Source organism: Rufibacter sp. LB8 (assembly GCF_014876185.1).
In the GTDB taxonomy this organism is placed as follows: domain Bacteria; phylum Bacteroidota; class Bacteroidia; order Cytophagales; family Hymenobacteraceae; genus Nibribacter.
The window spans coordinates 3,484,204-3,510,095 of sequence record NZ_JADALJ010000001.1 but is presented as its reverse complement, the minus strand read 5'-3'; the positions used below and the strand labels follow the sequence as shown (position 1 = coordinate 3,510,095).

Genomic DNA, 25,892 nt, shown 5'->3' with positions numbered 1-25,892 from the left:
GGCGATTGTCTCTGACCACTTTTCAGAATTATAGACCGGAACCGAAATCTTTTCAGTCATAATTTTAAAGTTTACAACCTCCATCTAGAAAACTATACCCTTGGCAGGGTACCAGCTTACAGCTTTGTTTTAATATCGCTTTTTTTCTTATAATTATTTATAAAGTCTCGCGTATAACAAGCTTTATCTGTTTTAAAAAGACCTTTCTCAAATGCTCCTTTATGAATTTCTGGTAGCTTCTTAAAACTTTTCATTCGAAGTTTATCAACTTTTTTTAGAGAAATAAAATCATAAGTACCGCTTAACATCATAACAACCTCTACTTCATTACATTTATCTATAAGCTCTACAGATGCTAAATCTATTCCAACGGTAATAAATGATATCTTTTTCACGGTATCAGGTATCTCTATTTGAAAAAAACCATTTAAATCTGTCCTTCCAATTTTAACTGTGTCATTGATCACAATTGATACGTATGGCAAAGTTACCATACGATTATCAATCACTCTTCCTTTAACTGTTTTATTCTGAGAATAAATATTACTTGTAGAAAAAACTAACACAAGGAATAAAATTAATATTTCCTTCATTTTTGTATTACTTTTTAGGTATATATTCATGAGTATAATTGTATTCCTCTGGCCTCTTCTGACCTGAAATTTTATACAATATAATAAAACTTGCGTTAGGAATTAGCGGTTTATCTCTTTGCAGGCCATCAACATCATCGGAAAGGTGGGGTGCAGATTGAGTTGCCCCTAATTTACCATCCGGATGAGTGTGAAATTCTTGCAAAACATTATTAAATGAAAAACTATCTCCATATTTTTTCTGAAGTGCGGAAACTGAACCATAAGATTTCATAAATGTGTTGTCACTATAATTTCCTAATACCATATCTGTAACATTTCCAGAACCATCAGATGAGTACGAAAAGCCTTTGATTTCCTTTCTTAAATACTCTGATAACTGCAATGTAAAAGATTTAACTCCATCAACGGATGGTTGACCTTCTCCACCTACACTTATTACTTCGTCTTCATTTTTAAAGTTCCGGCCATTCTCGAGAATTCCTTTTTCAATACCGCCAAAAGCTGTTTTTGCTTTTCCTACATTTTTATCCTTAACTAAAAAACCTAAAAATCCCTCTCCCTTCCTTTTGACATTCCCGTTCTTATCTGTCTGTACAACTCTATCTGTTGCATCATTATTTGAATCACCAACCTGTTCCACAGCTCCGGTCGTTTCGTTTATTTTAAAGTCTGTCAAACCAGTAGGGTCGATTCTATTAATGGGATTATTGCTCACGAAATGAAAAGGAGATTTATTAGGAGCTATATCTGCCATCAGATCTATAGCGTGCCACCTTCCCAGTTGCGCATCGTACATCCTGGCCCCGTAGTCGAGCCAGTTAAGTCCCAACTCTTCCTGTTTCTCCTTCCCGTTGTACTGGAACTTGTGGTCGGGCGCATTAGCTTTCTCAATGCCTGCCAGGTTGAGCCCCCACGGGTCGTAGTGGTTCTCCTGCACAATCTCTGGCTCGGAGGCCGTCACCTCTATGTCGTCGAACCAGAGGCCCATAGGCTCGTAACTCACCACGCTCACCTCCGCGAAGCCGTCCTGCTCGGCCAGGTAGCCCAGCTCCAGTTTCTCCCAGCCCTCTTTCGCCTCCTCCGTCACGGGCTTGCGGCCCGAGGCCACCAGCACCGAGTCCCTGTCATACACGCTGTACACTAGGAAGGCCTTGGGTTCCTTGTTGTTTCTGCCGTTGAGCACCGGCGCGAGCGCCAGCCCCACGCCCAGGTACGGGGCGTACTTCCTCAGCTTTCCGCCTGCGCTCTCGCCTATGGCCGCGGCACCGGCCGCGCCCAGGCTGCCCACCGCCAGCGGCACGGCCGTGAAGGCGGCATTCGTTTTGTCATTTGGTTTGGCGTACATGGCGTGGGCCACGGCCCTGAGGCTGTCGCCCCGCTGCAAGGTCACGCGGGTGGTGGGCCCCAGCTGCCGCCCGTTCAGGCCCAGCAGCGCGGCGTGGCTGCCCGAGCGCGAGCGCCCCCGGTCCAGGTGCCTTGTCTCGCCCACCTGCTCAAAGCTGGCCTCCTCGGTCTGCGCCTGGCTCGGCTCCATGGAGGCCATCATGGTGGTGCTCGCCGCCTCGGCCACGCTCACCCGCAGGTTACCCAGATGGTCCTTGAGGTGGTACTCGTAGCGCCACTTGTTATCTTTATCAGGGGTGTGCAGCGCGCGCCCCTCTCCCGTGTGGGCGAAGCGCAGCGTGTCCCGCTCGTACACGTAGCCGCCCGCGTAGTCGGTCACCACGGGAGCAGAACTGCCCGTGGCGTACACCGCCTTCCTCAGCTTCCGCCCGTCGGCCGCGTAGGTGTACTTGATGTACCCTTTCGTGGCGCCCATGTGCACCGAGTCCGGCAGGTTCAGCAGGTTGTAGCGCACCTTGCCTATGCCCTTGTTGGCGTCTGAGGTCATGTTGCCGTTGGCATCGTAGCCGTACTCCCACACCGCGGTATTATACTGCTTGCTGTTGTTGTCCCTAAAGTCGCCCGCGCCGCCCGTCGCCGTGCTCGCGTCGTCCACCGCCCGCAGCCGGTTGCCCGCGTAGGCGTACCTGAGGCTGTCCACCTGCCCGAAGGTCTTGCCGGCGGACGCGTACGCATCATGGCTGGTGAGACCGTTGCGCCGCATGCCCTTTATGTTGCCGTTGCCGTCATAGGTGAGGCCCGTCACGGAGAACTGATCCACTTCCTGGTCCCAGCCGCTGCCACCCAATGCTTTATAGAGACCGTCCTTAAGGCGGTTAGCCGCATCATAGGTGTACGCATAGGCCCTGAGCTGGGCGTCGCCGCCTGATTTCCAGAGCATCTCTGCAATGTTCCCGTTGAACTGCGCCTGCCCCCCGCCCACTTCCAGGTCTGTGTTGTACTTGAGCTCCATCCCGAACTTGTCGTTCCCGTCATCATTGGTGACTTCGTCGTTGTTCAGGTCCCGGTTATTGATGTGGGTGAGCCAGCCGCGTATGTTGTACCTGAAGTCAACGCTTTGGATGAAGGTGAGGCTGTCGCGGCTGTGCAGCCCCTTGTCCACCAGCTGCCCCAGCGCGTTGTAGCGGTGGCGGGCCAGCAGCACCTCTGGGTCACCGTCCATCTTTTGCCAGGCCTCCGTCAGGCGCCCCGCGTGGTCGTAGGCCATGCGCTGCGCCGTCACCACCGTGCCCGTGGGCGCCGTGTGGGTGGCCTTGGAGGAGAGTGCCTTGCCCGCGAAGTCATACACGGTGGTGGCGCGGTCAGTGCCGCCCAGGTAGTTCTGTGAGATAGCCTGTATTGGCTGGTAGTCCTCGTCAAAATACGTCACCGAGGTGAGCCAAGTACTGGTGCCCAGCACCCTTACTTTTGAGCCCGTGGCCTGCCCCCGCACCTGCGCAATAGCGTCAGTTGACGCGTAGCCGCTCTCCGGCGTGAAGGCCAGTCCAGAAAGCGCCGCGTGGGTGTAGTCATCGTAATAGGTCACGCTCAGCAGCTTGGCCGTGTCGCCCACCGCCGGGAAGGATTTGTCCAGCGTGTAGCCCAGCGCGGTGGTGTTCCGCTCCTCATGCAGCTGCTTGCCCGTTTGGCTGGGGAAGGCGTCGGCCGCGGCCTGCATGCCCGCCCTGCCGGTGGTGTCGGCCAGCTCGCCCGCCATCACCGGCCGGCCCAGCGCGTCGTACTTGGTCAGGGACCAGCGGCCCTTCAGCGCCTGCTCCGCGTCGCGCTGCAGCACCGGCTGCCCCAGCTTGTTGTAAACCATCTCCACCGCGCCCGCGCCCGGCACCCGCTTCTCGGAGAGGCGGCGGTAGGCATCGTACTCGTACCTAAAGCACCAGAGGTCGGTGAAGGTTCTTTCCAGCGTGATGCGCCCATTCGCGGCAGCGGGCAGGTGGGTTGCGTAGCCCTCCGGCTGGATCACCAGCCTGAGGTTACCATAGATATCGTATAGGTACTGTGTGACTAGGAAACCCAGCTCAGGCACGGTGCTGGAGATAGCCCCGTACTCCTGCACTTTCTTCATCAGCACCCGCCCATCCTTGTCCTTGTACTCCACGGTGTAGGCGTGGTTCTCGTCCCGGGTCTCAGACACCAGCAGCTCGCCCGCGGCGTAGTGCCCCTGGGTGTAGAAGAGGCCGATGGCGGCGTCCAGGCGCCACAGCCTTACCTCGCCGGCGGCGTTCGCGCGCTGGTGGGGCTTCACCGTGTGGTCATCGCTCACGGGCGCAGGGTCGGCGTCCGGCTGCCAGGCCAGCCCCGGGGCGCCCTGCTTGGTCACCTTCCCCAGCGGCGAGGCCTCGTACACGGCCACCGCGTAGGGGCGGCTGTCCTTAATGGTCAGGGGGTCAGGGTTGGCGGCCTGGCTGTAGAAGAGGCCCTGCGCGGCAACGGCACCTTGCTGGAAGAGCCCGCCCGCGCCGTTCACGTAGGGGAGGTAGGTCGTGTCGGGCCTTCCGAAGGCGTCATAGGTGACGGGCGTCACGATGTCCTTCTTATTGGGCGACGCCTGCACGAGCACCGTCTGCATGCCCCAGCCGAGCCCGTTGAAGTAGGTGACCTTCCGGGAGGCGGAGTCAGCGTCCGCGCCGGCCAGGCCCGCGGCGGACCTGTAGCCCTCCCGCAGCACCGTGGTCTCGGTGACGTAGTTGTAGTCGTTGCCCGGCACCGTCACGGTGGCCTGCGCGGTGCAGTCGCCCGCCCCGGTGGCGGTGACGGTGTAGGTGGTGGTCTGCAGGGGCGAGGCGTTGACGGAGGCGCCCACGGTGGAGCTGAGGCCAAGCGCCGGGTACCACTGGAAGGAGGCGGCCCCGATACCGGAGGCTACCAACTCAACACCGGGCTTCGTCCCCCTGCCCCCCTGCGTTGAGACGGACACCGTGGGGGTCGCCACGACGGTGACGTCCACGAAGTTGGAGGTGTGGCACGTGCCCCCATTGTCCCAGCAGAAACCGCAGGAGTTGCTGTTGCGCACGTGGTAGCGGTAGGTGCCAGGCTGGGTGGGCGTGTGGGAGAAGCTGGTCTGCCCCCCGTAGGCCGTCTGGAAGACGTCCCACTCCTCAGGGGTATCCATATTGTCGCCCCAGAAGTAAGGCGTGCCGGTGCCGCCGGAGACGGAGATCGTCACCGCCTGCCCCAGGCATATCTGGGTCGCGCTGGCGGTGATGGCCGCGTCCACCGGCCTCGGGTTGGCCGTGACCTGCACGGCGGCCGAGGTCGCCTGGCAGCCCTGGGCGTTGTAGACCGTGACGGAGTAACCGCCAGACGCGCCCACGGTGATGCTCTGCGTGGTCGCGCCGTTGCTCCAGAGGTAGGAGCTCGCCGCTCCGGCGGTGAGGGTCACCGTCTCCCCGGCGCAGAGCGTGGTGGAGCGGCTGGCGGTTATGGTCGCCGTCGGGACGGGGTTCACCGTGACGGTGGCGGAGCCTGACATCAGCCTGGCGCAGCCGGTCCCCGTGGCCGTGGCCATCACGGTGTAGGTGCCCGCCTGCGTCTGGGACCCGAAGGAGAGTGCCCCGCCGCTGCCGGTCAGCGCGGCGCCCGCGTTTGAATTGTTCCTCCTGAGCTGGTAGCTGACGCCGGTCTGGCTGCCGCTGAGCCCCACGGCCACGCCCGCTCCCTCGCCGCAGATGCCGCCCCCACCTGTCATGGCGTAGGCTACGGGCAGCGGGTTAACCGTCACCGTGGCCGAGCCGGTCATTGCCCGGGCGCAGGAGGTGGCCGAGGCAGTGGCGGTGACGGTATAGGTGCCGCCGGTCGCCTGGCCGCCGAAGCTGAGCGAGGAGCCAGTGCCCGCCACGGGGCTGCCCACGTTGGCGTTGTTTCTCTTGAGCTGGTAACTGACGCCGGTCTGGCTGCCGGAGAGACCCACGGCCACGCCCGAGCCGCCGGAGCAGATACTGCCCCCGCCCGTCACGGTATATAAATTGGGTAGCGCGTTCACGGTCACGGCCACGGAGCCGGCCATGGGCTTGGCGCAGCCCCCGGTGCCGTGCGTGGCGGTGACGGTGTAGGTGCCAGCCGCCGCCTGGCTGCCGAAGCTCAGGGCCGAGCCGGTCCCGGCTACCGGGGAGCCTGTGTTGACGTTGTCTTTCCTGAGCTGGTAGCTCACGCCGGCCTGGCTGCCGGAGAGCCCCACGGCCACGCCCGAGCCGCCGGAGCAGATACTGCCTCCGCCGGTCATGGAGTAAACGGTCGGCTGGGGGTTGACGGTGACGGTGACGCTGGCCGTGGCGGAGCAGCCGGTGGTGGCGCCGGTCACGGTGTAGGTGCCGGTGGCCGTGGGCGTGACGGTCAGGGTGCCGGCCGTATGGGTGGTGATGCCCGGGCCGGACCAGCTGTAACTGGTCGCGCCCCCGGCGGTCAGCGTCACGGAGGTGCCCTGGCACACCGTCGTCGCGGTGGCTGATAGGGTGACGGTTGGGTTCTGCTTCACCGTCACCGCCACGCCGCTTGTGGCCGAGCTCCAGGAGGTGCCGCTGCGCGCCACCAGGAAATAGGTGCCGCTGCCCGTCACCGTAAGGGTGGCCGCCGACCCCAGGGCCGTGGTGTAGGTGCCGGAGTTCTGCCAGTACCAGGCAACCCCGGAGGGGGGCGTGCCCGAGTGGGCGAGCACCGAGGAACCGCAGCCGCTGGAGGAGATATAGGGGGTGGCCGTCGGGGTGGGGACGCCCACCGTCACCGGGTGGTAGTAGGTCTGGGAGGTGTTGTAGTCATCGTAGTTCACGGAGTGGCTACCAGCCGTCGTCCATTCCACCTGCACGTACTGCCCCGTGCCGTCATTGGTGTAGCCCTGGCCCACCACGCTGCCGCCGGAGACCATGAAGCTGCCGCTGGGCAGCGAGGCCGGCCAGGTCTGCTCCCCGTAGAAGGTGTAAGTCTGGGACCCGTCGCCCACCTGGGCGTAGCTCGGCCCCTGTATCCCCTGGGCGAGGGAAGCCGCCGGGAGCAGCATTGTGATCAGAAGGGTGAGCAGCAGGCGTAGGCCCGGCGCCTTGGGTTTCCCGCCCTTGGTATTGGGCTGGCTATGGGTGGGGTATTTGTTCTCCATGGAGGGTGGTTTCTGGCTGTTGGGGAAATGGGGAATCGGAAGTTCGCAGGCCTTACTGCGCTTGCTCCTTCAGGTGGTATTCGTAGTGTTTCAGGATGTTGCCCTGCCGATCCCTGGCCAGCTTGAGCCGGCCCTGCGCGTCGTACTCGAAGAACACCGTCAGCCCGTTCGGGTCAGTCTTCGCGGTCACCATGCCTATGGCGTCCCCGTAGACGAAGGAGGCCATGTGCGTGCCCCTGGGGTGGAGCCGCAGCTCGTCCAACAGCCCGGCGCCCGTCACCGTCATGGAGGCGCCGCCCGCCGTGAACTCCGTCTCGAAGTACTCCCACCCCCCCGGCAGCGGCGGGCCGACCCTCGTCGCGGTGGCGGTGCCACCTGAGAGGGAGACGGCCCCGCCCTTGCGGTAGCCGGCCAGCACGTAGGCCTTTCCCGCCGTGAGCCCCTGCTTGGAGAGGGACTGCCCGTTCATGCTCAGGGAGCTGCCCGAGGCGAAGGCGTCGGTGGAGTAGCTCGGTTGGGCGCCCACCGTGAAGCCGCTGCCCCCTATCCCGTTGAAGGAGGAGAAGGCGATCTCGCCGTGGGACGCGTCCGCGCACTGCGCCGCCACCTCCCCCCGGGGGGTGTAAACGGAGGAGACCCGCTTGACCCCGTCCTCCAGGATCTCGACGGGGTTCCATTGGGCGTCATAGGCCACCACCTCCATCTGCCGCCGCTCCGGCCCGCCCGTGGGGCTGAGCGTCTCCCGGCGCGCGTGGTACTTGCTCTCGCTCGGCTGGCCGGGCACGGGGAAGGCCCCGTAGAAGACCTGCCGCTCGTAGGTGGGCACCCCGCCCACCTCAGTCCGCTGCCAGAGCGGGGTGATGACGTTGGCCGCCACCAGCCCCTGCACCGCCGCCTGTTCCGCCGGGGAGTACCCGGCCGGCAGCACTGGGGAGTTGGAGTACTTGGTGTACTCCGTCACCACCGTGCTGTCGCTCTGGAGCCTGCTCACGGCGGAGGGCTGCACCAGCTCCGGCTCGTAGGCGTAGACCGTCTCAGCCTTCATGGGCACAGTGGCGGTGTCCGGGTAGCTCCTGCTGACCGTCTTGGTCAGATAGAGGGGCACCAGGTCCAGCCGGTAGTCCCGCTGAAGGTACACCCGCGGGAAGCAGACGAAGAACTTCAGGCCGGGTTCGTCGGGGGTACCCTCGAACACCAACTCCATGTCGGGCCTCACTTCCTCGATCTCCTTGTAGAAGAGGCGGACGTCCCGCGGGCCGTCGGGCTGGCTGAAGTAAACCGAGTCGATCGCAGAGTTATTGGGGCCCGAGTCAACCGGGACCTCGTAGAAGCTGTCCTCAGACTGGACGAGAGCGTACCCCCCGCCGGGCAGCCGGCGGAAAGTCTCCTTGGAGGTGAGTGTGGAGGGGATGTTGAGCACCGCGGTTCGGCCCTTGTAGTCGATGTGCGTGTTGTAGCGGTAGACGGTCTTGCCGCCCAGCCCCTGCCCCCCGGCATCTGGCCCGTCGAGGTACTCGGTCACCCGGCAGTAACCCAGCGAGTTCTCGAAGTAGGCGGAGAGGGAGTAAGTGGGCGTGGACTGCTCCTTGATGACCGGGCACCGGTACAGCCCGCCGCCGCTCCATGTAGTCTCTAAATTGCAATCGGTCCCGGTCTCGGAGATGAAGCTGAAATAGGTGTGGGCCGTGAAGGGGACGAAGTTCACGCTCCCCTCCTCGTAGACGAAGGATCTCCTCTTGAGAACTGTCCCGTCGGCGTCCAAGTCCTTTATCTCCCGCACCCGGAGGCCGCCCCACCCCCCCGTGTTGAGCTCGTAGGCGAAGGAGGTGCTCCCACCGGTCGGGTAGGTGATCTTCTCAAGGACAGACGCCTTTGTGTTATGGAAGGAGGAACTCCTGAACGACTGGCTTGGCAGCAGTGAGGCGTTGCCGTTGCCCCCGTTGTAGAAACCCATGCTATCGATGTCATAGGAGAGCCTTGGTGGCAGTTGGGTGGCATCGTACTCGAACTGGTGGTATTCCTCCTGGGCAGCGTGCCGCAGACCAGGGAGCTGCGCTCCGGACTTCTTCAGCCCGGTGAGCTTGAGCCTCAGGTTCCCAGTCTGTGCGGTCCCCGAGCCGAAATAGCCCGCGAGCAGCTCGTACTCCTGGAGAGTGGCATAATAGCCTCCCCGCATCTCCTTGAAAATAACCTTCTCCAGCCGCTCTCGCTCCTGCACGTCCAAACGCGAAGCATATTGAAAGACCACCTTCTTGCCGTTGGAGGCCACTATCTCGGTAATCACTAGCTCTACTGCGTGGGCGTAACCGAGGTCGTTGAGCTGCGAGTATTCCTTCGGGAGCTTAGTCCTGCAGGGCTCGCAGTTATCGTCGGACATCCGCTGCCGCATCTCCTGCCCTTGGGTGCGGTAGTGGTGGCTGACCGTGTCGTAGGCAAAGGTGAGGTGCTCGCCCAGGTACGTGTCAACCCGGGTGAGGGCGTAGGTCGGGTTGAGGCTCAGCGCCCCTCCGGGCATGTTACTGGAGGAGACCGCCTGCTTGGCGAAGGTGTAGCGGTTCCCCTGCGTGTCCAGCGCATAGAACACCAGATGGCCGTCGGGGCCGTTCTCGGACCAGATCCTGGCGTCGGTAACGGGCACCGTGAAGTACTGCTGGTCCCTCTGCATGAAACGGGCGCTCAGGCTGGGCGTGTTGAGGTAGAAGATGTCGGGTTTTGACAGCCCCCCCGTCGCGATTAGGTTCTCGGCCTCCATGATGTCTGCCAGGTTGGTGAAGTTGTCCCCGTTGGGTCCGCAGACAGAGACGAACCCTTGTCGGTAATCCACCTTCGTAGTGAGGTTCATGAAGCGGTCCACCGACTGCCCACCTCCCCCACCGACCTTGGTCGAGATGAAGCCGCCAGCGCCCAGCGTCCAGCCAAGGCCCACCGAGGAGGCGAAGTCCTCCACTTTGTTCCCCCCCGCGTGGTAGCTCAGGCCAATGGGCCAGGAGAACCCCTTCAGGGCAAGCTCGCCCAGCGGGATTTGGATGTTGGGCACCCCCGTGTTGTAGCTCACCGGCACGTCACCGTAGCGCTGCATGGCCGTCATCTCCGGGCTGGACGGCGTGAAGGACTTGACCGCGCCGTACCCGGTGGGCGTGACCGGCACGCCCATGGGAGTGCCCGGGGTCTGTGCGGAGGAGCGGTTGGACAATGACATCGTCAGCGTGAGCAGGAAAACGAGACGCAGGAGGTGGAGGGGGTAGCGGTGTTTCATGGAGGGGGCCGGCAGTGGAGGGCCGACAGTTAACGGTATGGATTTCGGCAAGGATATTCAATAAGCTATGTAATCACCATTTGACGGCCCGAGGTTGTGATAGGCTACCAGAAAGGTCGTCCTAATGTAAAGAAAAAAGTAATCCCGATAACTACCTTTAGATTTTTATTTTATTGAGCATCAAGAAGAAATAACGGTAAGGACATATCAATGCCTAGCCTCCTACTTTTTCACCCTGGAAACTGGCGGGAGCAATTTGCCTATTGTCAAAAGGTAAATGGTAACCAGGGGAAGCGCTTGCGGAAATTTAAAACATTCGGTAGCTTACCCAGGCATACCACTCACCTCTCATTACCGCCGACTACGGGTTTTGCTTAGACAGGCAACAGAAACAAACAATGGATTTCCGTGCTTAAGGCCCGGCTTTGCCATTCATATTTTACCCGCTTACCTGTCAGCGAAATGGACATCCCCCATGCCCTTTTTCTTCCCGTTATCCTTGCCAGCCACTTAGGCCCTGTCAAGGAAATAGCCGTGCACAATTTCAGGCCTCCCTGAACCTCCCTCCCCTGAACCAACATCATTCATTATATCCTCCACTTTTTATTATATCCTACAATTTTAAATACACGCTGCATATGAAAAAAATTACATTGGCTGCCGCGCTGACGGTGGCCTTCACGGTGCTGACGGCCGTCGGCTTATCCGCCCAAACCCCTTATGCGTTCCCGGTGAGGCCGGGGACGGAGGCTTGGAAGACGCTCAAGACACATAGGGAGAAAGTGGCCGTCTCCCAGATTCCCCAGCATGCGCTCCGGAGGCTCTCCACCCCGGACCTTATCGCCTCCCTGCTGGACTATCCCCTGCTCGTGGACATGTTCCTCTTCAACGGGTACAGGGAGGGGTTCACTACTATGACGACCCGCTTCAACGGCTTCCAGGAGCTGCAGGGCCGGAAAGACCTGGGCCCCGCCCTGCTGAAAGCCTACCGCCGTCACCGGCCAAGTATTTTCAAGAATGCCTCCCCGGAGGAGATGGGGCGCCAGGCCCTGCTGCTGACGGCAATGGAGATGACGGTGGCGGACGACCGCATCCTGTCCAAAGTGGGACAGCGGGAGAAGGAGGCCTTGCTACGGGAGGTGCTTGCGGTGAAAGCCGAGAAAGAGAGAGGCGGCCCCACGTTCGGCGGACGGGCCAGGCTCGTCTCAGCCTACTGCGCGGCGAGCCTGCTGACCTCACTTCCCCGGCCGCAGTCTAGGATGGCAGATGCCGCCGGGTACGCCAGGATGAAGGCGCTTGTGGCCAGGATGGAAGCCGCGGACCCGACCATCCCGGACCTGGTGTTCAGGGAAGCCGCGGAATACCTCAAATCACTTTAACTGGAACGCCATGAAAAGACATACCACCATCATCGCCCTGCTGTTACTGGCAGCGCTGGAGGGCTTCGGCCAGCTGACAGAGTGCGGCTTCAACCAGGTCTCCTACAACGGAGTCTCGGTCACCACCCCCATGGGGACATCCATCTCGGCGGGCACGGCCTCCTGCGAGCTCTCGCCCGGTGAGAAAACGGCCCTGGCCAACATGGCCACCGCCACCTACCCTAACGCCTTCGTCATCGGGGAGGCCACCAACACCTACAACTGCCATGCATATGCCTGGCACATGTCCGAGGGTGGCTCGACGGTCTGGATCGGGGTGGCCAACAGTAGTGCTGAAAACGCCTATATGACGGACGGTAGTTACATCCCATGGTGCGCCGAGACGTTCCCCTCGAAGGTATCCTACACCGCAGACGATCATTCCGCCGTATCGGCGGGGCAGACGAATATACTCATCTCTAAGTGGGGCAACGGCCCCTTGATGCAGCACCACCGGGACGACACTCCTTACAATGACGGGTACGCCTACTATATAAAGGACCCCAAGGTGTCAGGCCCTTCCGAGTTGTGTGCGCCCGCTCAATATTCCATCCCCGACCTCCCGCAGGGGCTCACCGTCACCTGGTCGGCCACAGGCGGCATCTCGGTGCCGGCCAACGCCACCGGCGGGTTCGTCACGGTCTCCAAAACGGGCAACGGCACCGCCGGCACCCTGACCGCCACCATCACCGGCCCCTGCCAGACCCTGGTGCGCACCAAGCAGGTGCAGGTGGGTTTCCCTTCCTCGCCGGGCGTCGCCCTCTCCGGGCCCGCCAGTTTCTGTGGCGGGAGCCAGGCGTACTCGGTCACCAACGTGCCCTACGGCAACACTGTCACCTGGTCGGTGTCCGGCAACCTGTCCATCTCCGGCGCGAATGGGGGCACTTCTGTGACGGTCACCACCTCCGGCTCCGGGCCCAGCGGGACTCTCACCGCCAATGTGGGGGGCTGCCTTGTCCTTTCCAAGTACATCTCCCCACCCACCCCGGCTGCGCCGGAGATATACGCCGAGTCGGAGGTGTATGCCTATACCTACCGGATCTACGTCTCGGCCGAGGAGATGCCCGGGGCGACCTCCTACAACTGGTACTGGGCGCCGGGACCGCCGGACGTGGTCATGTACGGCAACGGCACCAAGGACATGCGCTACTACACCGCCACGCCCGGCTCGTACTACCTGTACGTGGAGGTGCCCACCTCCTGCGGGACGGCCTACTCCAACCTGTTCGCCGTGCAGGTGCTGGGTGACCAGGAGTGGGGCTACTCCGTCCACCCCAACCCCTCTGATGAAAGGCTCACAGTGCAGACGCCGGCTCCCAACGAGGACTGGGTGACGGTGGAGGTGTACAACCTCTATGGGCAGCTGAAGAAGAAGGTACGGGCCAAGGGCCCTGCAATCGAGGTGATTACCGCTGACCTGCCTCCTGACCTCTATGTGCTGAGCATCAATGATGGCAGGAAGACGGTGAAACGGAGGATAGCGGTGCGCCGATGATGCCTGGCCCGGCTCTCTACCTTTCCCGGTGAGCCAGGTTGTCGTCCTATCCGCAACTTAACTTTCAATACCCCTAAGATGCCTTAGGGGTATTTTTTACCCAAGCCTTTACTACTGATTGTCATCAGCTCTATGCTCAATAAGAAGCAACTACTTTAGAAACCGTGGATAAAACGGGAATAGCTGGCTGGTAGGTATTCTTTCCATTCGGTAAACTTAATCCTGACATACTCTCATCTGTTGACGCGTAAATGACGATGGGCAACCTGTATGAAAGTACTTTTACTATAGAACAGACCTGAAAATTCCATACCTCAGAATTAGCCCTACAGAAGCTATAGTTGTGGAAATTTGGGCAACGCTTTACTTCTAGAGAATCCGTAAGATGGCATAGGTTGATTTGGATTTGCCGCCTTTAATAGTGGAACTGCTGGTAATTTCATTCCTCACCAAGTCTATTGTGAAAAAACGCCTTCCAAAGCGGCTTATGTCCTGTAGTTGAATCCTTTTTCTCATCGTTCTTAGTTGCTGCTAACCCTACTGCACACCCGACTATTTTAATTCTTCTTGTTTTCCCGCATTTCCAATTGGACTAAAAAGTACAAGAAATCTAGGACTCTCTGTGCCTGTCGCACATCCAGCGTAATTCCGTTACGGGTCAGTACCTCTACCGCTTTCTCAGCTGTTACCTTTCTTACTATCTGTGGGTAGGTGCTCATAGCGCTCTTTCATCCGGGTGCAGTGGTAAGTTCGGTTCATTTTCAGTGACAGAATGACAACAGTTCAGGTAGGCCCCTCTTTTTTCTTTCTCACCACCCTTTGTGGTTGTCATCCCCTTACTGAATCCAATGTAATCTTTGCCTACTACTCCTAAAAGCCTGAACGCGCAGGAAGTGCAGTGGAATTTAATGTTTTAAAAGAGGGAACAGATGGCTAGAAGAAAAGAAAAGAATCAGGAACTTCTGTTGAAGTATCCTATTCGCACCAGGGTGACCGAGGCAGCCTTCCAGAAATTGGAGAAGATACGGAAGGGAAGCAATTGCCACTCCATCGGAGAGGTGGCGCGCAGGATACTTTCCCAAGAGAAAATTCTGATGCTGCATCGGGACATCTCGCTCTCCGGACCCATGGAGGAACTGGCGTCAATAAGAAAGGAGTTGAGAGCGATTGGGGTCAATATCAACCAATTGACCCGCAAGCACCACGGGAGTAAGCTAGACACCCAGCAATCGTTTTATGCCTTAAAGATAGCGGGGCAATACCAACAGGTGGAAGAGAAGGTCAACCGCCTGCTTTCAATAGTGGGCCAGTTGGCGGAGAAATGGTTGCGCGAATCATAAGCCGAAAGAGTATCAGGGGACTGCTCCATTACAACGAGCGGAAGGTGGCACAGGGGAAAGCCCAATTGATCTTGGCCTCCCGCTTCGGTGCGGAGGTAGGTTCATTGGGCTTTCCCCAAAAGCTACGGCGTTTTGAGTACTTGACCCTGCTCAATGCCCGCGTCAAAACGAATGCCCTCCACCTGATGTTGAACTTCGCCCCCACGGAGAAACCCAGCCTGGGGCTGATGCAGCAGGTAGCCTCCTCGTATATGGAGAAGATCGGATTCGGGGAACAGCCCTATCTGGTATACCGGCACTTTGACGCTGCCCACGCCCACCTCCATATCGTGACCACGAATATCCGGGCAAACGGTTCCCGCATAGACCTCCATAACATCGGCAGCACCCTGTCAGAGAAAGCCCGCCAGGAAATAGAGTGGGAGTTCAAACTGGAGAGGGCGGCAGGAAAAAGCCAAAGCCAGGAATTCAGAGAACTGCAGCCGGTAGAGTACGGCAAAGAGCCAACCAGACAGGCCCTCTCCAACATCGTCACTTTCGTGACAACACACTATGCCTTTACCTCCCTGGCTGAATTGAACGCTGTACTCGGCCTGTACCGTGTGACGGCAGACCCCGGTTCGGAAGGCTCCGAAATGCGAAAAAAGAAAGGGTTGGTGTATGCCATATTGGACGAAAAAGGTACCCGGGTAGGCGTCCCCTTCAAGGCAAGCGCCCTGCCTGGCAAACCCACGCTATCCCTTCTGGAAAAGAGGATGGACCGCAACAAGGCCAAAAGACAGCCATTCAAAGAAAGCCTGGCGACCGCCATCACCGGCGCGGTGGCCTTTGGGGTATCCAAAAAAGCATTCGCCCACCGGTTGGAGACCCTTGGCATTGGCACGGTGTTCAGGGAGAATAAGCAGGGCATCACCTATGGTGTCACTTATATTGACCACCGGCACAAGACCGTTTTCAACGGAAGCTCCTTGGGAAAGGCCTTCAGCGCATACTCCCTCATGAAACGATTCAAGACTACCGAGGAAACGCAAATAACGGATGTAGCTCCTTCCATTGGCTTACAGACCGATCAGCAGACAGTGAAATCTGCACGACCTCCTCATCAGACAGAAAGCGGCAACAGGCTCCTGGAGCGCCTCTTTACATCACCCGTTGACAGCCAATCCCCTCTTCTGGGCAAGAAGAAAGGAAAAAAAAGGAAAAGGAGATTCGGGCTGTAAACTTATTACAGCGCGCTTAAAAAAATACCGCATGCAAACCGGGGAGAATTTACAGGGGCTAAGGAATGTATCCGACTTCACCAGATTCGTCAGCATCTGTGTGGTCCTCCTACATTTCTACCTTTCCAGCCATGATGCATTCAGGCACTGGGGGTTGACGTCAGTGGAAGTAGACCATATCCTTACCCCTTTCTCCCAAACCGGCTTGTTCACCTCCCGCTTGAAGCCAAAACTGATGGCTCTTCTCCTGCTATGTGTATCTCTCTTAGGGGTGAAGGGGAAGAAAGAGGAAAAAATCAGAGGTTCCACCGTCCTCCTGTATCTTCTTTCCGGGATACTCTTCTATTTTGGGAGTCACCTCCTACCACTGCCCCATTCCGAGATAGCCACCCTCCTGTACCTGGTCGGTTCTGCGGCAGGGTACCTGCTGTTGCTGGCAGGGGGAACCCTCCTTTCCCGGCTCATTTCCATCAACCTCCAAGGTGATATCTTCAATATGGCCAACGAGACGTTCCCCCAAGAGGAAAGGCTGCTGGAAAATGAATTCTCGGTCAATCTCCCGGCTAAGTACCGGTTGCAGGACAGAGTGCGGTCAAGCTGGATCAATATCATCAACCCGTTCCGGGCGCTCCTTGTATTAGGGACGCCTGGGGCCGGCAAATCGTATTTTGTGATCAGACATGTCATCACCCAGCACCTGCGCAAGGGATTCTCCATGTTCCTGTATGATTTCAAGTTCGATGACCTCTCCCTTATCGCCTATAACACATTATTAAGGAACATAGGGAGCTTTCAAAAGAAGCCCTCCTTCTACGTCATCAACTTTGACGACCTATCCAGAACGCACCGGTGCAATCCCCTGGCACCTGACGGCATGGAGGACATCACCGATGCCACGGAGGCGTCCCGCACCATCATGCTAGGCCTGAACAGGGAGTGGATCAAGAAACAGGGGGATTTCTTCGTGGAGTCCCCGATCAACTTCCTCACGGCCGTGATCTGGTTTCTCCGACGGTACCGGGACGGGCGCTTCTGCACCCTGCCGCACGTGATTGAGCTGATGCAGGTGGAATATGACCACCTCTTCCCGGTCCTTCGGACACAGAAAGAAATAGAGGCTCTGATCAATCCTTTCATCTCCGCCTATCTTAACAAAGCCCGGGAGCAGCTGGAGGGCCAGATTGCCAGCGCAAAGATAAGCCTTGCCCGCTTGGTATCCCCGCAATTATACTACGTATTGTCTGGCAATGACTTCACCCTGGACATCAACAATCCCGTAGCACCTAAAGTTGTCTGCATGGGGAACAACCCTCAGAAACTGCAGGTGTATGGGGCGGTGCTGTCCCTGTACGTCTCCCGGGTGGTGAAACTGGTGAACAGGAAAGGACAACTCAAGAGCAGTTTGGTGTTCGATGAGTTCCCCACCATCTACTTCAATGGCATAGATAGTTTGATCGCCACCGCCCGGTCCAACAAGGTGGCCACCACTCTGGGTGTACAGGACATCAGCCAGCTGAGGAAGGACTACGGGCGGGAACAGGCGGAGGTAATCATGAACACGGTGGGAAACATCATCAGTGGCCAAGTGACGGGCGACACGGCCAAACTGCTGTCTGAGCGACTGGGGAAGATCCTTCAGGAACGCAAAAGTGTCAGTGTCAACAGTTCTGACACCTCGTTCAGCAAATCCACCCAGCTGGATTTTGCAGTACCGGCCTCCAAAGTGTCTGCCCTCTCCTCCGGCGAATTCGTGGGAATGGTGGCGGACAACCCAGATACGAAAATCAATTTGAAAGCTTTCCATTGTGAGATCCAGAACAACCATGAGGCCCTGAAGCGGGAGGAAGCCAGCTACTCCCCCCTGCCTGCCATCAGGGATATATCCCAAGAGGAAGTGCTGAGCACCTATGACATGATCAGGGAGGATATCAGAACCTTGGTACAGGAAGAACTCCAGAAGCTGCAAGCCAGCTCAGAGAAAATACCTGCCGAGGGTCAACCCAAGAAAAAAGACGCGGAGAGCCCTGGTCAACCGTTATCTTTCTGAATAGTCAAATCAGCGGACATGCCTCTTCCTAGAGACAGGTGCAAGTATAGGAACCGAAGTCACTCTTGCGCTAAGCATAAAACAACAAGGGAAATAAGGGGAAGACGTCAAAACAATGGAGATGGCCCATCGTGGGCAATCATTCCATTTACAGCCTAACGCAACAGTAAGACCCTATGGACAGGAATATATCCTACCCAAGGGGCCTGACAATCAGGAGCCTTGTAAGGTTGGTATTTATTTGGTCAGGATCATCCGTTTGGTGTCCACCTCTTTCCCGTCCGCATAGAGGCTGTAGATATACATGCCGGCACTTAACTCTGAACCATAGATGGTGACGCTGCCCTCGCCCCGACCGGAAAGCGGCATGGTCTTCTTAAGGCCGCCCTGCATATCGAAAATATAGAGCAAGGCATTCTTCGTCTCCAGGGGCAGGAAGTATTGAACGGTGGTGGTCTGGGAAAAGGGGTTGGGGATATTCTGCCCAAGGGAGCCCGCGGATTGGTCTTGGGCCAAGAGGTCCTGGGCGGAACTACCGCTGGTGATGTCCGGTGTGCCGCTGCCGGTGCCCTTCTGTCCGCTGAGTGCCGTTCGCAGCGCCTCAATCTGCGTCTGCTGCTCTTTCAACGCCTCCACCAACACGGGGATGAGGCCAATGTAATTGATACTTAGATAGCCCTCGGCGTCTTTCGCCACTAGTTCCGGCAATACTTTCTCCAACTCCTGGGCGATGAAACCAATCTGCTTTTGCTGTACCTGGTCCCTTTGTTGCCATGCACGCAGCTGAGCCTCTGATTTGGCTTCCTTCTCACTGACAGAGCCTCCGGCTGGTTCAGCTGAGTTCCCTGCGGCGTGTCCCCTCGGAGCGAAGTCATAGCTGTGTATCCTGATAATCCTCAGACCCATTAATACGCTGGAAAATATTGAAATTAATTTCAATGACTTTCACTGGCGAATGGTGCAAAGGACTCACGCCACCCTTTGGAATCCAAGTTGTTAAAGTGTTATAGAAGTCATAAGTTCCAAATGAAGAAGGGCCACAGATAGTCCCTAAGGGTATTGGTGAAGTATCTGGGTTAGTAGAGGGTGTAGCACAGAAAGGAGCCTCAGTCTGGGCCAAGACTGGCATAAATCCAATCCAACACAAAGGCAGGAAATAGAACTTTCTCATAATTTAATGATTTTTTGTGATACCTGCTTTCTAGCCCCTACCCGAATCTTAAAATAATAGACACCAGATGGTAGGCTTTCCATAGGAAGGTAAAAGCTGGCGCCAGTAACATTTGTATGAAACAAAGGCAGCTGGAGTTAGTCAAATAGCCATAATTCCGCTGTTTCATTTCTGGGGTTATCAAAAGTCACTTGCACCACCTCCTTGGCTGGGTTTGGGAAAACCTTTAAAGCCAGACGATTTTTTTCATTTTCCACACTTAAGGTATTGATGTCACACTCTCCCTTAGCCAGCTCACCGCTATACACCCTCTGACCGTCCTTAAAATGGCATAACAGGTAAGAGCCCACCACGTCACCAAACAGTGATTGTGGATAAAACAGCCCCACGTTTGGCCCAGTGCCCTCAATGAACTCTAGGGTGTAGTCACCATTTAGACCGCAGTTCGGGTTTCTGTTGAATAACTTCTTGAACTTTATGTGTTTCAAGCTGTTTTTGTAATACACCTCCTCTACGGTGAACTCAGTGGCAGTATACTCGTTTGACACATTGAATTTGTCACCAACCGCCAGAGTCAAATCCATAAGGAGCACTTCCGCATCCTTATCGCTGTCAAACACCCATACGCGTCCGGTCTGTCTTTCCTCCCGTACTGGCCCTATACCGTACCCAAAAGCTAAGATGGGGAAGTCAAGGTACTCTTTCCCCTTTTTGGTAACTGTCCCTGATGGAATTAAAGTAAAAGTTGTAGTCAAATCACACTCAGCCCTTGGAATCATGTTCCATTCCGTGGAGGCCTCACCAAAGATGGACTTGTAAGGTGGTTGCTGGCCAACGGCTGTTCCCACTGACAGCAGCAGGCATAGGATAGCACTTAGTACCGGCAATGGGTGAAGGAGGGAAGACAGAGGGGGGAGGTTTCTCATATTACAATCGGTTAGGATAATGCACCTGCCGTACAGACAAACACCAAACACACTTTTAGTCATCAGGAATTAAAGGATGCACCACTAAAGTGATTTTCACAATTAAGGTCTGGAGAGGCAAAAAGAGAAACTGCCTTCGAATTCAAGCGCTGGAAACAAGCACAAAAACCATGTTCAACGTGGATGGAGCCGCCTCGAAAGAATGCCTTTTCCTAAATATAGCATTTCCCTCGCACGTAGAAAGCCGTGATTTTTCACAGGTTACTACAGGTTACTACGTGTCTGAAGCATCTGGCTTTCCATAAGGCATCTTCAAACTTCCCTGGGGCCATTGCAGGCAGCTGAACTTCGCACAGCCCATCCACGCCTGGCATCCTAGCTGGGAATAGGTGATGCTCTGTTAAGAAACCCAAGCCCACTATATAGTCGGAGTCATAACAGGCCACGAGGGATATAACCCAAGAAATAGCCACCCGTTCCCTTAAAAGCAATTATGTTTAACCTTTGCAATCCCTCTCCGCTGTTTTTACCCATGTCACCGATGGGATTATTCACGCCGAACGTCATAAAAAAACCCGTTCTTCAACCGTGAATATGCACACATTTTGCGGGAATTTCACCCGGAATGGGTTTACAACCCATTCTCTACCAAATATTTGCAGTTAACATAACATTGGCCTTTCCAGCAGTATGTTGCTTCCCCCCTCCATTCCCCTTCACTTGGGTCAGTATTATTCACTAACCTATCTAAAACATATGGCGATTTTAGTAACAAGAAGGCTGGAGGATTCCCAAAAGCAAGCAGATCCCTGCAATTTCAGCGAGCCCACCGCGAATGTGATGGTGGAGCAGCAGATACCCATCGAGGATTTAAAGCTCCGGTGTGACAGGTACAAGGACTACCTGGCCGCCCTGCAACCCCCTCAGGACAACCTCATGATCCGAGCCTCCAACTTCACCACCGATTCCGTGCTGCAGCTGATACAGGCTAATCCTGGAAGTGCGTTTATCCGGGTGTATTACGGCATCAAGGAGGATGGGCAGCACGTATTCTTCATGGGCGCGGTGGAGGACAGCACCAGCCTCCTTACCCAGGACACTTCTGTGTCCTCCGTTGAGAGCACGGACACAGGAGGGGAGACACCGGGGGATCCCACCTACATTGATGATTGCTGCTCCTGCCCACCGAGGGGAGGTTGCCAAGATGATCCGCTGATTACTTGGGAACCTTAGAATAATTTACTGAAATTGAGGCACAGTTTAAAACTGTGCCTCAATTTCATTCGGTTATGTGGGATGTATACGTCTATTTTTTCCTGATCGCGGCAAGCGTTGTCATCTGGGCCTTGAAATACAGGGGCTTGTCCCCTGGGGTAAGGGCTTTGGGCGTGATCCAACTGATTACCCTGGTGTTTGAAGGGTACGCGGCGTACCTCATGGTGCGGAAGACGGTCAACCTCCATATCTACCATGTCCTGATCCCCGCCCAGTTCCTCTTCTATTCCTACGTGTACGCGCGGGAGCTGACCGGCTCCAACATCAAAAAAGCCATCTTCTATGCCATGCCCCTTTATGTGGGGTTCGCCTTCCTGGTCCTAATCGGTTTTCAGTCCTCCAGTGAGTTCAACTCCTACACGAGGGTAGGGAAGAACGTGCTGATCACCTGCTGGGCCCTCCTATACTACAAGGAGGTGTTCCTGGGGCTGAAAGTGAAACGGCTGGTGGAGGAACCCATGTTTTGGATAAGCACCGGCCTTTGGTTCTATTCTCTGGGCAACGTCTTTGTGGAAGGCCTCATGAACCACCTGTTGAGCCAGTCCAGCAGATGGGCCGAGACGATATACTATGTGAATGTCCTGTTGGGGCTACTACTCCACTTGCTGTTCGTGGTTGCGTTCTGGGTCTCCGGGGGAAAGCCGGGTTTCAGCAACGGCCTGTTCCGCACCTCTCATTAAATTCCCGGCCTGATGCATGACGTAGAGTTGATCATCCTGGTGGGGACAGGCTTGCTACTTCTGCTGGCGGTCTTCATCGCGTTCATGACCATGAGCTACCAGAGCCGGCGGCTGGAGCAGCAGCAGCAGCTCAAGGATTTGGAGGAGAGCTACCAGAAGGAGATACTGAACGCCCAGCTGGAGATGCAGGAACAGACGTTCCTGGCCATCTCCCAGGAAATCCATGACAACGTCGGACAGATCCTTTCCCTGGCCCGCCTGAACATGAGCCTCATGGAGGCAAAAGTCCTGCCGGAGGCGAGGCAGAAGCTGACCGACAGCAAAGAGCTGATCGACCAGGCCATCGAGGACCTCCGCAGTCTCTCCAAAAGGCTAAACAGCAATTATGCCTCCCAGCAGAGCATCTCCGCCCTTCTGGCGTTCCAGCTTCTGCTGATGGAAAGGACCGGCGTGCTCCAAACCTCCCTGAAAATCTCCGGGGAGGAGGTAGGGATAGAACCGGACAAGAAGCTGATTATCTTCAGGATCGTCCAAGAATCATTGAACAATGTGCTGCGGCATGCGACGGCAAGCCGCGTGGATGTCCAGTTGTTTTTCTCGAAAGACAGGATGACCTTGAAAGTCACAGACGACGGCATTGGGTTCACGGCGGTCGAAAAGTCAGGGGGGGGCGCCCTTTCCCCGGGCACGGGAACCTACAACATGCAATACAGGGCGAAGCTGATCGGGGCCACGCTCGAGCTCGTGGGGAAACCGGCCAACGGCACGGATGTCATTTTACAGTTACCGCTTACTTAAAAATATGCAACCAGGGAACACCACTAAAATCGCGCTGGTCGATGACCATAAACTGTTCAGGAAGGGAATGCTTGAACTTATCACGGGGTTCAGCGGGTACTGCGTATCGCTGGAGGCGGACCATGGCCGGGACCTCATCAACAAACTCGCCTTCGTCGAGGCCCCGGATATCGTGCTGCTGGACATCGGGATGCCGGTCATGAACGGCTTTGAGACTGCCGCCTGGCTGCAGGAGAACCACCCTTCGGTGAAGATTTTGGCCCTGACCATGAGCAATGAGGAGGATACCGTGCTGAGGATGATCAAGTCAGGGGTGGACGGGTACATCCTCAAGAACGCAGATCCCTATGAACTCAGAATGGCCCTAGAGGCCTTGGAGGCAAATGGCAGCTATTACACCGGCGGCATCAGTGAGATATTGAAGAAGGACTTGGTGGCCCCGGCCAATGAAAAGCTCCTCCTCACCGCCCGGGAGGTGGAGTTCCTGCGGCTGGCGTGCACGGAATTGCCCTACAAATCCTTCGGGCCCATCCTGAGCATCTCCGACAGGCTGGTGGAGTCCACCCGCGAAGCCCTCTTCAAGAAACTCGAGGTTTCCTCTAGGACGGGGTTGGTCGTCTATGCCATCAAGAAAGGGATTTTCAAGGTGACGGAGGGGTAAAACCCAGGCCTGCACCCGGGGCTGCGTCCTAGAGTCAAATGGAGGAGAAGCCCAGCCACGGAACATATGCGCGATAACTTACCGGTAAGGCAAACGCCTTACCCAGAAACGTAACACAATTTATCCTATGCCACCCTCAAACCTAAACCCATGGACTATCTGAGATTGGAGCTTCCCGAAATCCTTGATTCCTTTATCGCGAACATCCTGGCCTACGCCCTCATCCTGGCCACTGTCGCCACTATCACCATGACCTTCCTGGAACTTCTAAAGGTAGTGCTGGAACTGCGCCTAAAATACCACCGGCGCAAACTCTGGAATTGGATCCAACATGCGGCGTGCCGAGAGGAACTGCTCCTGTTGACAGTGGCCGAAGTGGATTCGGCGGATGCCCTGCTTGACCAGCCCACCGACAAGATGATGGGGCAGATTCAGGCGGCCACCAATGTCGCGATCGATTTCCCAGACGTGTACCCGCACCTATTCCGATTCCTCACGAAAATGCCCACTTCAGTAGCCGCTGCCAGGGAGACAGGGAGAGATGGCACGTCCAGGCCCATGGACGATCCCTCGGATGCGACAGTTTGGGAAAGGTTCATCACTAAACCCGCCCATGACAGACAAGCCTCTTATTCTGAGGCGGAGATCCAGGAGGCGACCCGTGCCCGGGCGCGAATCGATCATTTCGTTGCCCGCAAGCTGGACGCTTTCCAGACGAAGGCGGAATATGAGTGGGCCCGGAGAAACCAATACTGGGCTGTCGGCACCGCGGCCCTTTTCCTGTGGGCCCTCCTTTTCTATATAGGCGTCCCGCCCATCCCCGCCACCATCCTGGCCCTATTCGGGGGAATGATGTCCCCCTTGGCGAAGGATGTCGTTGCCGCTTTGTCCGGCTTACGCACCAAATAGGTTATGGAGAGCTACTACGCGCCTTCCGTCTCCTATTGGGATGGGCGGGGCACCCGGGTGAGGGACAACGGGTTGCTAAAGCCGTCCTCCGCCTTGAACCAGTCCAATCCGGTTCTTTTCATACATGGCTATAACAACGACCAGCGGGACGCCTCCGCCGCGTACACGCGGTTTATGGGCCTACTGGGCTCCCCCGCCGGTCCGAACGCCAGGGTGGTGGGGGTGTACTGGCCGGGCCATAACTGGGAGGGCGCCTTATTCTACATGCAGGCCATCGGCAAGGCCAAGGAGGTGGCTCCCAAGCTCGCCCAGGACCTTTACACCCAAGCCAGAAACCGGGGCTACCTCAAGGTGGACATAGTGGCGCATTCCCTGGGGTGTCGGCTCACGCTGGAGACCGTGCGTGAGATTCTGGCGTTACGGAGGCGGGACGGAGAGCGACATATTCTGCCTGCCTGCCTGGTGGTCGGCAAAGTCGTCTTCATGGCGGGGGCGGTCCCCACCGCGTATCTGGATGATATCGCCAGGCTGAAAGCCGCCTTAGGTTCTTTCGAGGGGTCACTAAGCCTGTACTCTGAAAATGACACCGTTCTCCGGTATGCCTTCCCGGTGGGCCAGTCCCTAGTGGGGGAAAGGTTCTTCCCGACAGCTTTGGGGCGGCAGGAATGGACTAGGGGAAACCGGCTCTTCCCCGGCCTGCGGCAGGCCCGCAACCCAGGGGCCGGCCACTCCGACTATTGGGGGGATGGGAAAAACGCAAACAGCAAAGGGTTCGCCGCTACCGCCGTGAAGAGCTTTTTGTCCCTGGACTCCCTTGCCCCGAGAGCCACCGCCTCCCGGCAGGCGGCCGCCTTCCGCACAGTTGCCGGGGCCCGGCATATCGATGAGAGGAACGTGGCTGCGCGGCCTTAGCGGACATGGGCTCTCCTTCGTGGGTTCGTTCCCACCGTGTCCCTACTTTGCTCCGATGCCCACAGCAGGGCCTTCTTCATTTCCACGGGCCGGACGCCCCTCCGCCCGCATCCCCAGAGAGAGATCGTGACATGGCTTGCCGGGCTGCACCTGACCTACCATGTCGGGGGAGCCGCGTGTGTTTTACGGGAGGAAGGGGCTCATGTGAAAAATCACAAGTGCCTGAAAACTAAGGAACCAGTATATTTATCACCGATAATCGAAGCCCCGTCCCATCGAGGCTTGGCCTCCCGGTGCACCGCCCAGTGTTTTCAGGAACGATTCCAATCAAATTTATCTGCCCGGGCCCAAACAGGGCTGGCTTTTAACCAGAAATAGAATGAAATATTACAGAAATCTAAGCTGGGTGTCCTCCGTTTTCGCCTATGAGATCGGACAGGATTCCATTTCCGTCGAATATGACAGCGGGGCCAGGTACCTCTACACGTTTGCCAGTGCGGGGCGCAACAACATCGAGACCATGAAGGCCCTGGCCTTGCGCGGGGAAGGCCTCCGGAGCTTCATCAGGAAACAGGTAGAGGGCAAGCACGCCCGCGTGGAGGATTGAATCCGGGCGCCTAGGGACTGCGCCTTAAGAAAACACAGGGCCGTACAGAGGCAGCCCCCTCCTAGGCTGGGTTTCCCTAAAAGGGGCCTAT

18 protein-coding genes are annotated in these 25,892 nt (G+C 57.0%); 13 read left to right on the top strand and 5 right to left on the bottom strand.

Features of this window, described 5'->3' with window-relative positions:
- Nucleotides 1-116 precede the first annotated feature (116 nt).
- Nucleotides 117-593: a hypothetical protein gene (locus IMY23_RS14745; protein WP_192822827.1), complete on the bottom strand. Its 477-nt coding sequence runs from the start codon at nt 591-593 to the stop codon at nt 117-119.
- A 7-nt stretch (nt 594-600) separates the two neighbouring features.
- Nucleotides 601-6,219, bottom strand: a complete 5,619-nt coding sequence (locus IMY23_RS14740) for a DUF6443 domain-containing protein (RefSeq protein ID WP_192822826.1) — start codon at nt 6,217-6,219, stop codon at nt 601-603.
- A gap of 546 nt (nt 6,220-6,765) precedes the next feature.
- Between IMY23_RS14740 and IMY23_RS14735 the strand changes: the two genes are divergently transcribed.
- On the top strand, nt 6,766-7,020 hold the full coding sequence (locus IMY23_RS14735) for a hypothetical protein (protein ID WP_192822825.1): 255 nt from the start codon (nt 6,766-6,768) through the stop codon (nt 7,018-7,020).
- Nucleotides 7,021-7,138: 118 nt separating this feature from the next.
- Here the strand turns inward: IMY23_RS14735 and IMY23_RS14730 are convergent, their stop codons facing one another.
- Nucleotides 7,139-10,342, bottom strand: a complete 3,204-nt coding sequence (locus IMY23_RS14730) for an RHS repeat domain-containing protein (RefSeq protein ID WP_192822824.1) — start codon at nt 10,340-10,342, stop codon at nt 7,139-7,141.
- Between the two features lie 638 nt (nt 10,343-10,980).
- Here IMY23_RS14730 and IMY23_RS14725 point away from each other — a divergent pair.
- The 5 genes from IMY23_RS14725 to mobC (IMY23_RS14705) all read left to right on the top strand — a co-directional run bounded on the left by IMY23_RS14725 (nt 10,981) and on the right by mobC (IMY23_RS14705) (nt 17,862).
- Nucleotides 10,981-11,721, top strand: a complete 741-nt coding sequence (locus tag IMY23_RS14725) for a hypothetical protein (protein WP_192822823.1) — start codon at nt 10,981-10,983, stop codon at nt 11,719-11,721.
- Nucleotides 11,722-11,731: 10 nt separating this feature from the next.
- Entirely contained in the window at nt 11,732-13,255 is a 1,524-nt protein-coding gene (locus IMY23_RS14720; RefSeq protein ID WP_192822822.1) for a T9SS type A sorting domain-containing protein, read from the top strand.
- A gap of 929 nt (nt 13,256-14,184) precedes the next feature.
- On the top strand, nt 14,185-14,595 hold the full coding sequence (gene mobC / locus IMY23_RS14715; protein WP_192822821.1) for a plasmid mobilization relaxosome protein MobC: 411 nt from the start codon (nt 14,185-14,187) through the stop codon (nt 14,593-14,595).
- A gap of 44 nt (nt 14,596-14,639) precedes the next feature.
- Entirely contained in the window at nt 14,640-15,815 is a 1,176-nt protein-coding gene (locus IMY23_RS14710) for a relaxase/mobilization nuclease domain-containing protein (RefSeq protein WP_370589860.1), read from the top strand.
- A gap of 31 nt (nt 15,816-15,846) precedes the next feature.
- A complete protein-coding gene (mobC, locus tag IMY23_RS14705) occupies nt 15,847-17,862 on the top strand; it encodes a conjugal transfer protein MobC (protein WP_192822819.1) in 2,016 nt (671 codons plus the stop codon).
- Nucleotides 17,863-18,099: 237 nt separating this feature from the next.
- Here mobC (IMY23_RS14705) and IMY23_RS14700 read toward each other — a convergent pair whose 3' ends face one another.
- Together IMY23_RS14700 and IMY23_RS14695 are read right to left on the bottom strand one after the other, a co-directional pair.
- Nucleotides 18,100-18,801 carry a T9SS type A sorting domain-containing protein gene (locus tag IMY23_RS14700; RefSeq protein ID WP_192822818.1) on the bottom strand — a complete coding sequence of 234 codons (702 nt, stop codon included), beginning with the start codon at nt 18,799-18,801 and terminating at the stop codon, nt 18,100-18,102.
- Nucleotides 18,802-19,170: 369 nt separating this feature from the next.
- Nucleotides 19,171-19,959, bottom strand: a complete 789-nt coding sequence (locus IMY23_RS14695) for a hypothetical protein (protein WP_192822817.1) — start codon at nt 19,957-19,959, stop codon at nt 19,171-19,173.
- Between the two features lie 756 nt (nt 19,960-20,715).
- Between IMY23_RS14695 and IMY23_RS14690 the strand changes: the two genes are divergently transcribed.
- The 7 genes from IMY23_RS14690 (at nt 20,716) to IMY23_RS14660 (ending at nt 25,801) form a co-directional block, all read left to right on the top strand.
- The gene (locus IMY23_RS14690; RefSeq protein ID WP_192822816.1) at nt 20,716-21,192 is read left to right on the top strand and encodes a hypothetical protein; all 477 of its coding nucleotides are present in this window, start codon (nt 20,716-20,718) and stop codon (nt 21,190-21,192) included.
- Between the two features lie 56 nt (nt 21,193-21,248).
- Entirely contained in the window at nt 21,249-21,914 is a 666-nt protein-coding gene (locus tag IMY23_RS14685; RefSeq protein ID WP_192822815.1) for a hypothetical protein, read from the top strand.
- Between the two features lie 12 nt (nt 21,915-21,926).
- A complete protein-coding gene (locus IMY23_RS14680) occupies nt 21,927-22,712 on the top strand; it encodes a sensor histidine kinase (protein ID WP_192822814.1) in 786 nt (261 codons plus the stop codon).
- A 4-nt stretch (nt 22,713-22,716) separates the two neighbouring features.
- Nucleotides 22,717-23,373 carry a response regulator transcription factor gene (locus tag IMY23_RS14675; RefSeq protein ID WP_192822813.1) on the top strand — a complete coding sequence of 219 codons (657 nt, stop codon included), beginning with the start codon at nt 22,717-22,719 and terminating at the stop codon, nt 23,371-23,373.
- A gap of 150 nt (nt 23,374-23,523) precedes the next feature.
- Nucleotides 23,524-24,282, top strand: a complete 759-nt coding sequence (locus tag IMY23_RS14670) for a hypothetical protein (protein WP_192822812.1) — start codon at nt 23,524-23,526, stop codon at nt 24,280-24,282.
- 3 nt (nt 24,283-24,285) lie between these two features.
- Nucleotides 24,286-25,194 carry an alpha/beta fold hydrolase gene (locus IMY23_RS14665; protein WP_192822811.1) on the top strand — a complete coding sequence of 303 codons (909 nt, stop codon included), beginning with the start codon at nt 24,286-24,288 and terminating at the stop codon, nt 25,192-25,194.
- A gap of 379 nt (nt 25,195-25,573) precedes the next feature.
- Nucleotides 25,574-25,801, top strand: coding sequence for a hypothetical protein (locus IMY23_RS14660; protein WP_192822810.1), 228 nt, complete (start codon nt 25,574-25,576; stop codon nt 25,799-25,801).
- Nucleotides 25,802-25,892: the final 91 nt, after the last annotated feature.

Coding starts and splice junctions, on each gene's coding strand:
- IMY23_RS14745 (WP_192822827.1), bottom strand. CDS start 593: ATGAAGGAAATATTAATTTTATTCCTTGTGTTAGTTTTTTCTACAAGT.
- IMY23_RS14740 (WP_192822826.1), bottom strand. CDS start 6,219: ATGACCGGCGGAGGCAGTATCTGCTCCGGCGGCTCGGGCGTGGCCGTG.
- IMY23_RS14730 (WP_192822824.1), bottom strand. CDS start 10,342: ATGAAACACCGCTACCCCCTCCACCTCCTGCGTCTCGTTTTCCTGCTC.
- IMY23_RS14725 (WP_192822823.1), top strand. CDS start 10,981: ATGAAAAAAATTACATTGGCTGCCGCGCTGACGGTGGCCTTCACGGTG.
- IMY23_RS14720 (WP_192822822.1), top strand. CDS start 11,732: ATGAAAAGACATACCACCATCATCGCCCTGCTGTTACTGGCAGCGCTG.
- mobC (WP_192822821.1), top strand. CDS start 14,185: ATGGCTAGAAGAAAAGAAAAGAATCAGGAACTTCTGTTGAAGTATCCT.
- mobC (WP_192822819.1), top strand. CDS start 15,847: ATGCAAACCGGGGAGAATTTACAGGGGCTAAGGAATGTATCCGACTTC.
- IMY23_RS14695 (WP_192822817.1), bottom strand. CDS start 19,959: ATGAGAAACCTCCCCCCTCTGTCTTCCCTCCTTCACCCATTGCCGGTA.
- IMY23_RS14690 (WP_192822816.1), top strand. CDS start 20,716: ATGGCGATTTTAGTAACAAGAAGGCTGGAGGATTCCCAAAAGCAAGCA.
- IMY23_RS14685 (WP_192822815.1), top strand. CDS start 21,249: ATGTGGGATGTATACGTCTATTTTTTCCTGATCGCGGCAAGCGTTGTC.
- IMY23_RS14680 (WP_192822814.1), top strand. CDS start 21,927: ATGCATGACGTAGAGTTGATCATCCTGGTGGGGACAGGCTTGCTACTT.
- IMY23_RS14675 (WP_192822813.1), top strand. CDS start 22,717: ATGCAACCAGGGAACACCACTAAAATCGCGCTGGTCGATGACCATAAA.
- IMY23_RS14670 (WP_192822812.1), top strand. CDS start 23,524: ATGGACTATCTGAGATTGGAGCTTCCCGAAATCCTTGATTCCTTTATC.
- IMY23_RS14665 (WP_192822811.1), top strand. CDS start 24,286: ATGGAGAGCTACTACGCGCCTTCCGTCTCCTATTGGGATGGGCGGGGC.
- IMY23_RS14660 (WP_192822810.1), top strand. CDS start 25,574: ATGAAATATTACAGAAATCTAAGCTGGGTGTCCTCCGTTTTCGCCTAT.